Origin of the sequence: Sporolactobacillus terrae, assembly GCF_019930545.1 — a bacterium.
Classification (GTDB): Bacteria; Bacillota; Bacilli; order Bacillales; family Sporolactobacillaceae; genus Sporolactobacillus; species Sporolactobacillus terrae.
This window is the reverse complement of the sequence record NZ_CP082837.1, coordinates 1,875,539-1,890,914: the sequence shown is the minus strand read 5'-3', so window position 1 is coordinate 1,890,914 and position 15,376 is coordinate 1,875,539. Positions and strand designations below refer to the sequence as shown.

The following is a 15,376-nucleotide window of genomic DNA, read 5'->3' as shown; positions in this document are numbered from 1 at the left end:
TTTCGATGGAAAAATCAGCAATCTATCATCAACCATGTAGTTCCTATGCTTATCCGTACGACAGGGAGACGATGCATCTCAAAGTACGAACAAAGAAAGATGATGTGCAGTCCGTCACGCTTATCTATGGTGATCCTTATGAAAATGTTAAGATTGAGGAGCGCTATCAATGGATAAACAAACAAGTGAACATGAAAAAGGTCGCACAGACCGATCTTCATGATTATTGGTTTATTTCGGTAAAACCACCGTATCGTCGATTGCAATATGCCTTTGTTCTCATTGACTCGAGTGGCACATCCATTTTCTATGGTGATCGTGGTTTATTAGCAAATAATCAAGACACATACTCAGTACCTGATAATTTCTTTAAATTCCCTTATATTCACGAAGTTGATCTTTTCCAAACGCCTGAATGGGTAAAATCAACCGTGTGGTATCAGATCTTCCCGGAACGTTTCGATAATGGGGACCCAGAACGTTCGCCAAGTCATGTCTTACCATGGGGATCCAAAGATCCTGATCGTGATGATTTCTTTGGCGGCGATCTTCAAGGAATCATCAATCGACTGGATTACCTAGAGGATCTGGGAATCAGCGGTATATATCTCAATCCAATCTTTAAGTCGCCGACAAATCATAAATACGATACTCTGGATTATTATACAATTGATCCGCATTTTGGTGATAAGGAACTCTTCCGTACTCTTGTTCAAGAGGCTCATAAACGTGGCATCCGCATTATGCTTGATGCGGTGTTTAATCATATTGGCAGTAAGTCCAAGCAGTGGCAGGACGTCATCGACAACGAAGATCAATCGATTTATAAAGATTGGTTTCATATCCATTCATTTCCGGTGCGCGATGGTGAAAATGGGAACATAGATGGTCTATCCACTCTTTCATATGATGCATTTGGCTTCACCACGACGATGCCGAAGCTCAATACAGCAAACCCAGAAGTGCAAAAGTATTTACTGGACATCGCAACGTATTGGATTCGAGAATTTGATATAGATGGCTGGCGCCTTGATGTCGCCAATGAGGTTGATCATGCGTTTTGGAAGAAATTCCATCATGCTGTCTTGAAAGAAAAAGCAGATCTTTATATTGTCGGGGAAATTTGGCATAACGCTTGGAATTGGCTACAAGGAGACGAATTTCACAGTGTGATGAACTATCCTTTGACCAAATCCATTATTAATTTCTTTCTCGAGGATAAGATCGATGGTAAACAGCTGATCGGCAATCTGAACGAACACTTCATGAAATACAGTCAGAATGTGAACGAAGCAGCATTCAATCTGTTAGACAGCCATGACACTGCACGTATCCTCACACTGGCTGATGGAGATAAACAAAAAGTTAAGCAAGCACTGGCTTTCTTGTTTTCACAATCTGGGTCGCCGTGTATCTATTATGGTACAGAGGTTGGACTGGATGGGGCTAACGATCCGTTGTGCCGAAAATGTATGATCTGGGATGAGGGCAAGCAGGATCGTGATATGCTTCTGTTCACAAAGCACTTGATTCGGCTAAGAAAAGACTATCAAGAAATCCTCTCGAAAGGTGAAATGCATTGGATAGATCTAGATCGTCCATCGCTTGTTGCCTTTCGTCGAGAGTTGAAACAGCAAACGCTGACTTTTGTTTTTAACCACGGAGATCATGAAGCAGTGGTTCAACTGGGCGAAGTGGGGAGCTGTACAGATATATGGAGAGATGAGATCTATGAAGCTCGTACTGTGACTGTTCCTGCACAAGCATTCTCTGTTCTCCTCCAAGAAAACCCAAAATAAATCCTGTTATCGGTAACACGAAATCAGTTATTGAAAACGATTTCAATTGAGACTTATAATTATCTTGTAAGATTAATAGGGAGGTTAGACAAGATGAAGCATATCAAAAAAATAGTATCTGCAATTCTTGTTTTGGGGCTCGTGTTCAGCTTGGCGGCATGTAGCTCAGGATCAAGTGGCGGAAATGGTACAAAAAAAACATTGACCGTTTCAGTTGACTCGGCAAACTCAGCCTATGCTGAATTTGTGAATAGTATCAAAGGAAAGTTTGAAAAAGAGAATAATGTCAAAGTGAAAATTGTTAAGAAACCTATGCTTGATCAATTAACCGCGTTGACCCTAGACGGGCCTGCAGGAAAAGCTCCAGATGTTATGCTAGCGCCTTATGATCGCGTCGGCGGATTGGGACAGCAAGGACAATTGCTCGAAGTCGATAAAGGCATGCTTAGCTTCCTAAGTGATAAAGGACAGCGTCAAGTAGAATTTGACAAGAAATACTATGGTGTGCCATTGACCATTGAAGCACTCGTTCTTTATTACAATAAAGATTTGGTTAAAACGGCACCAAAAACCTTCAAAGATTTGGAAGCGCTAGCAAAAGACAAACGATTTGCCTTTAAATCGGAAGCAGGTAAGAATACCGGATTCTTGGCTAAATGGACAGATTTCTACTTTGCATATGGACTTTATGCGGGTTATGGCGGCTATGTCTTTGGTAACAATGACACAAATCCAAAGGACATCGGTTTGAATAACGAAGGCTCTGTCGAAGCAGTGACTTATGCAACCCATTGGTTCCAAAAAGTTTGGCCAAAAGGGATGCAAGATGTAAAAGCGGCAGGAAATTTTGTCACCAACCAATTTGTTAAAGGCAAAGCAGGCGCAGTTATTGATGGACCATGGCAAGCTGCTGTGTATAAGAAATCCAAAATTAACTATGGCGTTGCCAAAATCCCGACACTACCAAATGGTCAGGAATACAAACCATTTGCAGGTGGTAAGGCTTGGGTTGCTTCTTCCTACACAAAGAATCCGAGTCTTGCAAAGAAATGGCTCGCTTATGCAACAAATGCAACGAATGCGTATAAGTTCTATACAGATGCAAATGAAATTCCGATTAATCTAGATGCACAAGCCAAAGTGAACAGTAGCAAGGATGAATTGGCTAAAGCGGTCATTAAGCAGTATGATTCTTCAGTACCAATGCCAAACATTCCTGAAGTTGCTGAAGTATGGACGACAATGGAACCAGCAATGTTCAATGCTGCTTCTGGCAAAAAAACACCAAAGCAAACGCTTGATGATGCAGTATCTTCATTGCACAAAACCATTAAGCAAAAATATAAAGATAAATAATTCAGCTCGATCGAAGTGAGGGGAACAACATGGAAGTGCAAAAAATGAAAAAGAAAAGTGTTCGGAAGGCAGGTTTGTTGTCCCTCATTCCTGGAATAGGACAGATTTATAATGGTCAGTTGCTTAAGGGGATTGCTTTTCTCGTCGCCACAGCAATTTTTCTCATTGAACTTGTCACTATTGGGATACCTGCTTTTCAAGGATTTATCACACTGGGAACGGTTCCAATTCGGGATCATTCTCTTTTCTTACTTGTAAAAGGGACTTTACAAATCATTATCACATTCATTTTTGTGATGATGCTTATTCTAAATGTGAATGATGCAAAAAAAGTGGCAAAACAATATAACACACTTGGTAATGTGAATCGTTCAGCTCGATCCATACTAAAAAATATGTGGGAGAATGGATTTCCCTATTTACTCACCATTCCTGCTTACTTTGTCATGTTGTTTGTCATTGTTTTTCCGGTTCTCGTAACTTTACTCATGGCCTTTACCAATTATGACTTTTATCATATTCCTCCAGCAAAACTGATCGACTGGGTTGGCCTGCAAAATTTCGTTAATATGTTTTTCCTGAGTGCCTATCGATCGACATTTGTAAGTGTACTTGGATGGACCATTATTTGGACATTGTTGGCTACGACAGGGCAGATTGCGCTGGGTGTACTGACCGCCGTGATCAGTAATCAGAAATTTATAGTGGGTAAGAAATTTTTTCGAATCATCTTCCTGCTTCCGTGGGCGATTCCAGCCTTTGTGACAATTATGAGTTTCTCGAATATGTTCAATGATAGTATTGGTGCTATTAATCAACAAGTAATTAGCCTGCTTAACTATATTCCATATGTTCATGTGTCGGACATTCCTTGGAAAACGGATCCATTCTGGACGAAGACGGCTTTGATTATGATTCAGACATGGCTGGGATTCCCGTACATTTTTGTCATGGTAACAGGAGTTTTACAGTCCATTCCAGATGATCTTTATGAAGCGGCAAATATCGATGGTGCTAATGTCATTCAAAAATTCACGAAAATCACGTTACCGATGATTCTATTTGCAACTGCACCTGTTTTTATTACGCAATATACGTTCAATTTTAATAACTTTTCAATTATCTATCTGTTTAACTCAGGGGGCCCGGGTGATGTTGGTGGTGGTGCAGGATCTACCGACATTCTGATCTCTTGGATTTACAAGCTGACAACAGGGACGTCTCCTCAATATGCATTGGCTTCAGCGGTGACGATCGTTATCTCGATCATTGTTATTGGAGTGTCGCTGCTCACCTTCAAGAAAACGCATGCATTCAGCAACGAGGAGATGATGTGACATGAAGGCACTTTTTAGCAGTACCAAGATTAATCGTTTTTTTAGTCGATTCTGTACCTACCTGTTTCTGATCGTGCTCAGTATCATTATCATTTATCCGTTGTTGATTACTGTGCAATCAGCATTCAATTCCAGTGACCTAACAGCATTTACTCTGGATCCGCATATGCATTGGACACTGGCGAATTTCAAGCAACTCTTTAGTCAGACCCTATATCTGACGTGGTTTAAGAATACGATGGTCATTGCAATTTCAACCATGATCATTCAAGTCATCATTGTCACGCTGGCCGGTTACACTTATAGTCGTTATCGTTTTAAGGGAAGAAAAAACGGGCTGATCTTTTTTCTTGTGATTCAAATGGTGCCAACGATGGCTGCATTAACGGCATATTTTGTTTTGGGACTGATAATCAATGGTCTCGACCAATACTGGTTCCTAACCATGGTCTATGTTGGAGGTGGCATTCCAATGAATACGTGGTTGATGAAAGGATACTTTGATACGATTCCGCGAGACCTAGATGAATCTGCGCGTATCGATGGAGCCGGTCACTTACGCATTCTGCTACAAATTAACTTGCCCTTAGCTATGCCAATGATCGCGGTTCAGGCACTGTGGGCATTTATGGGTCCGTTTGGTGATTATCTGTTATCGGCCTTCTTACTTCGCTCGCCGGAACATATGACCGTTGCTGTAGGACTACAACAATTCATTGCAGATCCAACCAATCAGCGCGTTGCCATGTTTGCAGCGGGGTCGTTCTTAATCTCAATTCCAATCGTTATCCTTTTCTTCCTGCTGCAACGTAATTTCCAAAGTGGGTTAACAGCTGGGGGAACTAAAGGCTAAGGTTGTATTGATGGATTTAATTAGGAAAACTTGAAATAAAACAGGTGCAAGGTGTGAGTATGATGACAAAAGCAAAAGGATTTCCGATTAATTATATTGTGTCGATGAGTAGTCTTAGGCGAATTTTTGATGATCGAAAACGTTTTCGCTGGTGGCAATTGATCTTTTTATTCCTATTTATCAATGGATGCTTAATGATGCCAATATCTGTGCATCTCTCATCAGCAACACAGGCGCCCTTATCATTAATCGCGCCGAGAATAGATCAATCGATTAAACGGGCAGTTGATCTGGATGGAACGATTAAAGCGGGCACACTGATCCATGCGACAGAAACAAAACGGAACTTCGATCGTCAAACGATCGTGGCTACAGATCCGGAAAATATGTTTAAGGTTTCTGGAAATCCATACCATCAAACGATCAATGGTTATAAGAATGCGTTAATTTTTCAAAAAAACCGATTAATTCTCACGGATCAAAATGGGTATGGATTTGTGATTAGCTATCCGAAACATAAGACTTTCTCATTAGCAGATGATCGTGACAATGTAAAGGGATTGGCTGCAGAGTTGTGGATGGATCAGTTCAAACCCATCTATGTAGCGGTTGTATCCCTTATCAGTTTTGCCGCTTTGTTAATCTCAAATCTTATTTTGATGAGTGTTATCGCAGTCATTCTATGGATCACTAAATATACAAAAATATCGGATATTCAATCATTACGCGAATCTTGCACCATTGTTATGACGGCTGCGGGATGGCCTTCTCTTGCAGCGCTCTTTCTTTCTTTGTTTTCATTTGATTATGGACTATTGATGATGGTTCAGACGGTCGGGCTTGTATTGGTTCTTTCCCTTGTCTTTTGGAGAACGCATTTTCAAAATTATCGACGTGTGACCAGACGGCATTTGACAGTACTAGGAGATGAGAGTAAATGAGCAACTTAAGATTATTTGATATAAATGGATGGACACTCACAACCCATAAGTTAAATAAAGATCATATTCGGCTGCAGGAAAGTATTACGTCAATTGGCAATGGGTATATGGGTATGCGAGGTAATTTCGAAGAAACCTATTCAGGAGATCATCATAAAGGAACGTATCTGGCAGGTGTTTGGTATCCAGATAAAACACGGGTCGGTTGGTGGAAGAATGGTTATCCAGAGTACTTTGGCAAGGTGATTAACACCGTTAATCTGATCGGCGTTAAAGTGTTTATCGATGGTGAAGAAGTTGATCTTTATAAAGATTCTGTTGAAGATTTTACACTTGAACTGAATATGCATGAAGGGGTTTTGTATCGTTCCTATACCCTCTCAAAAAATAATAAACGTGTAAAGATTGAGACCGAACGTTTTCTAAGCATTGTCTCAAAAGAAATTTGTGCCATTCGTTTCAGCGTCACGGCGCTGACCAATCAGGTAACAGTTAAACTGGTTCCTTATCTTGATGGACATGTCCGCAATGAAGATTCTAATTATGATGAAATGTTTTGGCTTGAGACAGATCGAAAATCAGATGAAGATCATTCAGGCTTGATTGTTCGAACTATTGATAATCCATTTGACGTTCCTACATTTTCAGTGTGCGCATTAATGGGCGTACAAACTGGACAGCAGGCAGAAAAAACTATTTTTCAAAAGAATTTGTATGTTGCCCATGAATACACCTATCATCTAAAAGCCGGAGAACGGGCGACCCTAGATAAGTTTGTAGCGGTAACGACTAGCAGAGATTTTGAACAGACATTGCTGATGCATCGTGCAGAAGAACTGCTTAATGAAACACGCGCTCAAGGTTACGATGCAATAAAAGAAGCACATAATCTGGCTTGGGCGGAACGTTGGAGAATCGCAGATGTTTCTATTGAGGGAAATGACGCAGCACAACAGGGGATTCGTTTTAATCTATTCCAACTCTTTTCGACCTACTATGGCGATGATGATCGCCTAAATATTGGTCCTAAAGGGTTTACGGGTGAGAAGTATGGGGGTGCTACGTATTGGGATACAGAAGCGTATGCAGTCCCCATATACCTCTCATTGGCAGATCCAAGTGTGACCAAGCAACTGCTTCTCTATCGATACAAGCAACTTGATGGGGCATACCATAACGCACAACAGCAAGGATTAAAGGGTGCTCTCTATCCAATGGTGACCTTTACAGGTGTTGAGTGTCATAACGAGTGGGAAATCACTTTTGAGGAAATTCATCGAAATGGTGCGATTGCCTATGCCATTTATAATTTTGTGAATTACACGGGCGATAAGAATTATATTGAAGAAGCGGGTATTGATGTGCTTGTAGGGATTAGCCGTTTCTGGGCAGATCGGGTTCATTTTTCAGAACATACACAAAAATATATGATTCATGGGGTCACAGGTCCTAATGAATATGAAAATAATGTCAATAACAACTGGTATACCAATACTATGGCTGCTTGGACTCTTGAGTATACGATAGAATCGCTGGCACTGATTAGCCAGGATAAATATCATACGCTTGGTTTATCAGAAGAAGAGGTGGCACATTGGAAAGATATTATCGATCGGATGTATTATCCAAAAGATGATTCTTTGGGGATTTTTGTCCAGCATGATACTTTCCTTGACAAAGAAATTAAACCCATTTCAGCAATTCCTGAAGGTCAACGGCCGATTAATCAGCATTGGTCTTGGGATCACATTCTTAGATCATGTTACATTAAACAAGCAGATGTACTTCAGGGAATCTATTTCTTGAATGATCGTTTTACTAGAACGCAGAAAGAGAAGAATTTTGATTTCTATGAACCGCTGACCGTTCATGAATCCAGCCTGTCGGCATGTGTTCATGCAGTCTTAGCTGCTGAGCTGGGTAAACAGAAAAAGGCGCTTGACTTGTACCAGCGAACAGCCAGATTAGATCTGGATAATTATAATAATGATACGGGGGATGGGTTGCACATCACCTCGATGACCGGGAGCTGGCTTGCGATTGTGCAAGGGTTTGCCGGGATGCGAACCTTTGGAGAAAAAATAACATTTGCGCCTTTTCTTCCTAAGGGTTGGACCTCATATTCCTTCAAAATTAATTACCGGAGTCGACTGATTAAGGTGAATGTCACAAGTCAACACGTCACCTTAGAACTATTGTCGGGAGATCCTTTGAAGCTCATGCTCTATGGGAAACCCGTTCAGCTGGATGATCAGTTTGTCGGTCATATTCCAGATCGAAAGGAGCCTTTGGATGATGCAAGCAGTACTTTTTGATTTAGATGGAGTCATCACCGATACGGCTAAATATCATTATCAGGCATGGAAAAATCTGGGGGAAACTCTTGGCATTACCATTGATGAGCAATTTAATGAACAGCTCAAAGGAATTTCGCGAATGGATTCGCTTATAAGGATACTCGAGTATGGGGGACAATCAATCGATCAATGGACTCAAGATCAACTTGACGCGTTAGCGGAAAAAAAGAATAATGATTATCGACAGTTGATCCAGAAGATTACTCCAGAGGAACTGTTACCGGGTATTCATGAATTATTGATGGATTTACAGGTAAAAGGAATTAAAATTGCCTTGGCATCCGCCAGCAAAAATGGGCCGTTTATTCTAAAACGGCTTAAAATTGATGCTTTCTTTGATACTGTTGTGGATCCAAGCAAACTGAAAAAGGGAAAGCCTGATCCAGAAATTTTCCTAACAGCCGCAGCTCAGCTTGGAGCAGATCCCAAAGCATGTGTGGGTATTGAGGATTCGGTAGCAGGTATTGAGTCGATTTGTGCTGCAGGAATGTTTGCTGTTGGTGTGGGTGTGCCTGAGCAAGTTGGTGCTAATTTCCGTGTGGCATCGACTACTGAATTGACAGTTGAGGCAATTCGTACTCACTTTAATGCGAAATAAGGATGTCATTCACTACGCATTACGAAGGCCGATTTACGATGAGATAGAGACCAGCCCCTAAATGAACAGCGGTTGGGTGGACTGAAAATTAAATAACTATGTTCATTGATTTGCGTGAAGGAAAATTGTTTATCATGAGTTTTCTATGCTTTCGATCTTACATGAAATGATCGATAGGCATTGTAAAGGCGAACTCATCTTGGTGAGCATACTTGAAACGTAGATCAATTTTTCTTGGTCGCACTTTTATCTTCTTGAGATTATGATTAATTTACAGTCATATTAAATTGAGTAAATGAGCGGCGAGAGGAGTGATAGGTGTGAATATGCAGCAGTTACTTGCAGATTATCCGGGAACGGTTTATCAAAGAATGCCATTTTTTCCGCATAGAGATTCCTTTTATTTTTATCAAAAACCTTATTACGTAGCGATTCCGGTAGATAAATTAACAGATCGAGAACGGGCATTAATTGAAACTTTATTTATGGAAGAAATACCTCCCCATTTTTCCCAAAATGCTCAGTATTGGTATGATCTCTTTGTGAAAGGGGAAGGACAATTAACGTTTTCTGAGGATTCAAGAGAGATCAGAATCATTTATTTTCATTTAAGGACACCTCTGGAGCGAACAGAATATATAGCCTGGTATGAGGCACTGAAAAGTTTCTTTCGTGCCGAAACGGCCTTTGTTTTTCTCTCTATGCAGCAAGGATTCATTGTAGAAGATGGGAAACGAATCTCTGTTGAAGAACTAGATGCAATTGCCAATACGCTTGAGAACGATTTCTCTGTAAAATGCAAATTCCTTATTGGACTGCATCATCAGGTTTTACCCCAAATGAGACAAATTTTTCATGAAGAACTTCATTTGTTTGATCAGATGATCGCTAATGATTATGGGGAAAATGTGACGAGTGTGGATACGGAGCTTGTCACTCGACTTAAACCCAGTCTCAATCAATGTTTGGTGCTTGATGATGTTCGCCGGATTATTAAGGAGGATGAGTGTTGGGTGGCAATCATTCATGCGATTTGGGTATATCAAGGGAATATCAGCCTTGCTGCAAAACACTTATATATGCATCGGAATACCCTTCAATACCGTATTGACAAGTTTGATGAGACTACCGGTATTTCTTTGAGAAAGATGGATGGCTTAGCGATCGCCTATATCTCTTCTCTGTAATTATTAGCAATAAAAAATTCAAGAGCAGTCAATAATGAGACTGCTCTTGAATTTGTCATCTGATTGTTTATGGTTGTTGAAATTAAATTTTAGTAAGCGACTTTTCTGTTCCTGGATCGAAGAAATGCGTTTTATTTGCATCAATGGCTAAATTAACTTGTTCTTTTGGCTGATATTGTGTTCGAGCGTTGACGCGAGCTACGAATTGATGGCTGCCAACCTTGGAATGAAGCATAAATTCAGCACCGGTTAATTCTGCAATTACAACGTTTGCATGGATGACACAATCTGGATTAGATTCGAGAAATACCGGTTCGTCATGAATATCCTCAGGACGAATACCCATAATGATGGGCTGATTCTGTACGCCATGATTATGAAGAACTTTTAATTTTCCCTTAGGAATGAGAATGTCAACATCATCTCCTACAAAATGATCTCCCTGAATCCGACCATGGAAGAAGTTCATCGGCGGTGAACCGATGAAACCACCGACAAACAGATTTTCAGGATTATCATAGACTTCTTTCGGTGTACCTACTTGTTGAATGACTCCATCTCGCATGACAACAATGCGAGAGGCCATGGTCATTGCCTCGGTCTGGTCATGTGTGACGTAAATCATGGTTGCTTGGAGTTCTTCATGCAGTTTACCAATTTCTGCACGCATCTGTACACGTAATTTCGCATCTAGATTTGAAAGAGGTTCATCCATTAGAAAGACTTTTGCATTGCGGACATAGGCACGACCTAAAGCAACACGTTGTCTTTGACCTCCGGATAAAGCTTTTGGCTTTCGTTCGAGATAATCTTTGATTCCCAAAATTTCTGCAGCATGCTCAACACTTTTCTTAATCTCTGCCTTTGGTACTTTGCGTAATTTGAGTCCAAATGCCATGTTGTCGAACACAGTCATATGCGGATAAAGTGCATAATTCTGGAAAACCATCGCAATATCTCGATCTTTAGGTGTGACGTCATTCATTTTTTTGCCATCAATGAAGAGGTCTCCCTTCGATATGTCCTCAAGTCCGGCTACCATGCGAAGTGTCGTTGATTTGCCACAACCTGAGGGACCGACAAAAACAATGAATTCTTTGTCAGCAATCTCAAGATTGAAATCAGTGACAGCGGTAACATTATTGTCATAAATTTTATAAATATGTCGTAAGGATAGTTCAGCCAAATTATCACTTCCCTTTATTGGATAATTTCATTATAGTGAAAACGTTTGCATAAACAAATGTCAATTTGCATGAACTCTTAAGGTGATTATTGGGCAATTTGTATACATTGTTCAATGACATTAGCGATGGGATTCAACGATCACCAAGTCGAATGGATTGATAGCGATAGTACCAGACTGACAATTAATAGATATTTTCATTTCGTTTTGAGATCTTTAACCGGTAGTCTTCTACTTAGCTACCTCAGTAGCAAGACTACTCAAGTTTTACATGCTAATGACACTAAAACCATTTTAGTTTCCAAAAGCAGGGTCTTAACCCACCGCCTTTAGGCGGTATCCGCTTTTAGCCTTATCTTTTCGTGTCCATACCTTTTACAGAGGTGAAAAGTATGGACGGTTATCAAAAAAGCGGTCACGCGATCTTTGATATCAAGTATCATGTGATCTGGATGACAAAATATCGCTATAAAGTGTTGCGAGGCCAGGTGGCTGTCCGGTTACGGGAACTGATCCGGCAAGGCTGTGACGCCAGAAAAATCACCATTATGCAGGGGGAGCGTAGGCAAAGAGCACATTCACTTGCTGATCTCCTGTCCGCCCAGTTTGGTTCCGAGTAAAGTCATGCAGTATCTGAAAGGAGTTTCATCCAGGTTATTACAGGATGAATTCCCAGAACTGAAAAAGCGATACTTGGGCCAGCATTTATGGTCCAGAGACTATCTTTGTGCAACGGTTGGCACCGTGACAGACGAAATCATCTGTACTTATATTGCCAACCAATCAAATAAAGTCAAGGACGACATGTTCAAGATTGATGACTGAGTTCAGTCGGAATTCAGTGTGCTTGGAGCACAAGGCCTTTCAGAAGACTTCAGTCTTGAATGGCGACTTTAAGTCGCAGACATTTATGTCTGAACCCACATGCTTTAGCAGGTGGGCGTTTAGTTAAAAGTTAGGCAGAAACCTCCTGATTTCAATAAGAAGATGAATGCCATGATTAGATGCAGCGAGACATCTCTATTTATCTTTGCCTGTGAACTGATTTTCAATGTAGCGTTCGACGACATCTTTACTCATGTTGCCAAGAGTACTCATGAAATAGCTGTGCGACCACAGATGCCCATCCCAGAATTTCTGATGCTTGATTTCCGGATACCGTTCAAAAAATAACCGTGCTGATCCGCCTTTGAATGCCTTAACAATGTTTGTTGGCGTATACTTTGGCTTGAAGCTGATGAGCATATGAATATGGTCAGGCATGATTTCCATCTTCTCGATTTCAACATCGTTAAGCCGGGCAATTCGAGTCAGAATGAACTTCATATCTGCTACCCGTGCCGACGTTGTAAAGACTTGATGGCGATGCTTGGTTGACCAGATCAGGTGATAGTGAAAGTTGTAAACGTAGTTGCGTTCATAGTTGAAACCTTCAATTTTGTCTATTTTTCGTCTCATATGTAGTTTCCTCTATTCTTATTTTATAACCCAATGATACTATTTTTTAATACTTATAGGCAGTATAATTAAGATATGGAGAAGAGGTGAGACAACTGAAAACATGAGTGAACTGTTCTATCACTATGGTTTGAAGATGCGTATTTACCCCAATGACCAGCAAAAACAGATCATCAAGGTCAACTCTGATACCAGCCGGTTTATCTACAACGAACTAAACGGCATCAATTGTGAGTTATATTAACCGCGAAAGGTCAAGCTTTACATAAAGGCTGTTGCCGACCGTATTCAGCAATTAGAAAAGCGGGCTAAGTCTGTCCGCGAACTAGCCAACGTGCACCAGTGGCTGTTTAATCCACGTATCAACAGCCTGGCAAAAGCGGATGCTTGACCGTACCGCTGATACCCGTATTGGCACGGTGATGATCAACAAAGATGCTCGTGATCACCACTTCTTGTCCATGCAGCTGGAATCTGATGCACCAGTCGTGCAACCCATCAAGCAAACGAATAGCCAAATAGGTATTGATCTGAATACTGACAACTTCTTAACGGATAGCAATGGTCACATTGTCGCTAATCCACGATATTATCGGATAATTAGGCAGGCTTGCCAAACTCCAGCGTAAGCTTACGCGGCGTGCGTTGTTACGCGCGCCAAGAAAAAACGCCGTCCGCTGCGTCAAGTCAAGAATTATCAGAAGCAATGTTTGACGGTCGCTCACATGTACGACAGAGGTAGGCCGTCAACGGCAAAACTTCCTGCACCAACTCTCCACTGCACTGATTAAGAGCCACGATTTGGTAGTGGCAGAGGAATTACGGAGTAAGAATATGCTGCAAAACCATGCCTTAGCGATGTCGATTAGTGGCGTTGGGTAGTGGTCGTTTTTACAAATGCTCACATATAAAGCAGATCTGTATGGTCATCAATTTCTCGCTGTAAGCCCACATCATACCACTCAAATCTGTTTTGATTGTGGTTAGCTGATGCGTGGTGATAAAAAGCTGACGTTGGTTGACCGTGAACGGACGTGCCCGCAATGCGATGCTTTTCATAGTCGCGACCATTAACATCCTGCATAAAGGATTGACAAGTCTCTAATAGTGCTCGTCCGTTCGGCAACTTGCGGACACTAAAGACGTTAGTCATTATCGTGTAAGACATAATTGTCCTTGTGACAGCGATGCAATGATGTATCTACATAAATTTTGGCTGGTGCACCGTTTGGTGCGCGTTCACAAGTGCCTGAATTTATTCGGGCGTAGTTGACCTATGTTATGCTACATTAGCGATACACAATATAATTGAAAAAGGGAGGGGATGTCATGACACGGCGTGAAAAAGTCTTAACCTATTTGGAAAAGTGCGCACTTAGTATGGCTGATGGTGTTACAACCAACGAAATATCCGAAGCTATCGGTGTACTTCGCCCGAATGTCAGCAAGGAGTTAAATCTGCTTGTCAGAGAGGGACGGATAAAGAAGACAAATGGTCGACCTGTTCACTATTTCGTGGACCATGAGGTCGGTAAGCATAAAATAAAGAGGCAGCAGAAGCCCAATATCGGGTTTGCAGGAGATGCACGCATAAGTCATCAAAGCATTAAAAAGAAAGAGACTGCAAACAAGAGCGAAGCGGATGTCTTTGAGAACATGATTGGCAGTCGTGACAGCCTAAAAAATCAAGTTGAGCAGGCCAAAGCGGCATTACTTTATCCACCACACGGACTGAATACACTGATCATTGGACCGACAGGATCCGGTAAGACTTATTTTGCTCATAAAATGTACCGTTTTGCTTTGGATAAAGAGATCATCTCCCAAAAGGGATTTACCACATTTAATTGTGCGGATTACGCACACAATCCGCAGTTATTGATGTCGCATCTGTTTGGCTACGTCAAGGGAGCTTTTACCGGTGCCAACGTGGATAAAGACGGCCTGATTCAGGAAGCAGACGGCGGAATGCTTTTTCTTGATGAAGTGCATCGTCTGCCGCCTGAGGGGCAAGAAATGATTTTTTATTTTATGGATCATGGAACATACAGCCGTTTAGGCGAAACTGCCAAGGTTCACCATGCGGACGTTAGACTTGTCTATGCAACGACTGAAGACCCGAAAAGCTCATTATTCCTGAATTATTCATAGCCTAATTTGCTAACTGGCCAAAACGCTTTCCCCACAAGGAGATAACCCTTTTCGTTTTTTCACCGATTAGGTGAAAAAAGTTAATGAAAAAGGAACCATTCCTTTGTATGATAATAGGTGACTAAACCAAAAACATACAAGGAGGTTCCTCAT

The 15,376-nt window shown here is 41.2% G+C and carries 15 protein-coding genes; 13 read left to right on the top strand and 2 right to left on the bottom strand.

Annotated elements, in window-relative coordinates; genetic code table 11:
* Positions 1 to 5: 5 nt before the first annotated feature.
* The 8 genes from K7399_RS08930 (at position 6) to K7399_RS08895 (ending at position 10,428) form a co-directional block, all read left to right on the top strand.
* Positions 6 to 1,799, top strand: a complete 1,794-nt coding sequence (locus K7399_RS08930) for a glycoside hydrolase family 13 protein (RefSeq protein WP_028977397.1) — start codon at positions 6 to 8, stop codon at positions 1,797 to 1,799.
* 93 nt (positions 1,800 to 1,892) lie between these two features.
* Entirely contained in the window at positions 1,893 to 3,155 is a 1,263-nt protein-coding gene (locus K7399_RS08925; protein WP_028977398.1) for an extracellular solute-binding protein, read from the top strand.
* A 29-nt stretch (positions 3,156 to 3,184) separates the two neighbouring features.
* The gene (locus tag K7399_RS08920) at positions 3,185 to 4,492 is read left to right on the top strand and encodes a carbohydrate ABC transporter permease (RefSeq protein ID WP_028977399.1); all 1,308 of its coding nucleotides are present in this window, start codon (positions 3,185 to 3,187) and stop codon (positions 4,490 to 4,492) included.
* Between the two features lies 1 nt (position 4,493).
* A complete protein-coding gene (locus tag K7399_RS08915; RefSeq protein ID WP_028977400.1) occupies positions 4,494 to 5,345 on the top strand; it encodes a sugar ABC transporter permease in 852 nt (283 codons plus the stop codon).
* 59 nt (positions 5,346 to 5,404) lie between these two features.
* The gene (locus K7399_RS08910; RefSeq protein ID WP_128166911.1) at positions 5,405 to 6,286 is read left to right on the top strand and encodes a DUF1189 domain-containing protein; all 882 of its coding nucleotides are present in this window, start codon (positions 5,405 to 5,407) and stop codon (positions 6,284 to 6,286) included.
* The gene (locus tag K7399_RS08905; RefSeq protein WP_051577972.1) at positions 6,283 to 8,601 is read left to right on the top strand and encodes a glycoside hydrolase family 65 protein; all 2,319 of its coding nucleotides are present in this window, start codon (positions 6,283 to 6,285) and stop codon (positions 8,599 to 8,601) included. Before K7399_RS08910 ends, K7399_RS08905 begins: the two co-directional genes overlap by 4 nt.
* Entirely contained in the window at positions 8,582 to 9,241 is a 660-nt protein-coding gene (gene pgmB, locus K7399_RS08900; RefSeq protein WP_037563573.1) for a beta-phosphoglucomutase, read from the top strand. The genes K7399_RS08905 and pgmB overlap by 20 nt, the downstream gene beginning before the upstream one ends.
* Positions 9,242 to 9,567: 326 nt before the next feature.
* Positions 9,568 to 10,428, top strand: a complete 861-nt coding sequence (locus tag K7399_RS08895; protein ID WP_223362595.1) for a helix-turn-helix domain-containing protein — start codon at positions 9,568 to 9,570, stop codon at positions 10,426 to 10,428.
* A gap of 82 nt (positions 10,429 to 10,510) precedes the next feature.
* Here the strand turns inward: K7399_RS08895 and K7399_RS08890 are convergent, their stop codons facing one another.
* Complete coding sequence (locus tag K7399_RS08890) at positions 10,511 to 11,614, bottom strand: ABC transporter ATP-binding protein (protein ID WP_028977404.1); 1,104 nt, start codon at positions 11,612 to 11,614, stop codon at positions 10,511 to 10,513.
* 392 nt (positions 11,615 to 12,006) lie between these two features.
* On the opposite strand from K7399_RS08890, the gene K7399_RS16165 reads away from it, so the two are divergent.
* Positions 12,007 to 12,234 carry a transposase gene (locus K7399_RS16165; RefSeq protein ID WP_241557107.1) on the top strand — a complete coding sequence of 76 codons (228 nt, stop codon included), beginning with the start codon at positions 12,007 to 12,009 and terminating at the stop codon, positions 12,232 to 12,234.
* Entirely contained in the window at positions 12,140 to 12,439 is a 300-nt protein-coding gene (gene tnpA / locus K7399_RS08885) for an IS200/IS605 family transposase (protein WP_241557106.1), read from the top strand. The genes K7399_RS16165 and tnpA (K7399_RS08885) overlap by 95 nt, the downstream gene beginning before the upstream one ends.
* A gap of 195 nt (positions 12,440 to 12,634) precedes the next feature.
* Here tnpA (K7399_RS08885) and tnpA (K7399_RS08880) read toward each other — a convergent pair whose 3' ends face one another.
* Positions 12,635 to 13,072, bottom strand: coding sequence for an IS200/IS605 family transposase (tnpA, locus tag K7399_RS08880; RefSeq protein ID WP_028977405.1), 438 nt, complete (start codon positions 13,070 to 13,072; stop codon positions 12,635 to 12,637).
* A 103-nt stretch (positions 13,073 to 13,175) separates the two neighbouring features.
* Here tnpA (K7399_RS08880) and K7399_RS08875 point away from each other — a divergent pair, with 103 nt between their 5' ends.
* From K7399_RS08875 to K7399_RS16220, 3 genes are all read left to right on the top strand, one after another.
* Positions 13,176 to 13,316, top strand: coding sequence for a helix-turn-helix domain-containing protein (locus K7399_RS08875; protein ID WP_201770049.1), 141 nt, complete (start codon positions 13,176 to 13,178; stop codon positions 13,314 to 13,316).
* Positions 13,317 to 13,969: 653 nt separating this feature from the next.
* Positions 13,970 to 14,059, top strand: a complete 90-nt coding sequence (locus K7399_RS16295) for a zinc ribbon domain-containing protein (RefSeq protein WP_201770050.1) — start codon at positions 13,970 to 13,972, stop codon at positions 14,057 to 14,059.
* Positions 14,060 to 14,401: 342 nt separating this feature from the next.
* Positions 14,402 to 15,223: a sigma 54-interacting transcriptional regulator gene (locus K7399_RS16220; protein ID WP_028977407.1), complete on the top strand. Its 822-nt coding sequence runs from the start codon at positions 14,402 to 14,404 to the stop codon at positions 15,221 to 15,223.
* Positions 15,224 to 15,376 lie beyond the last annotated feature (153 nt).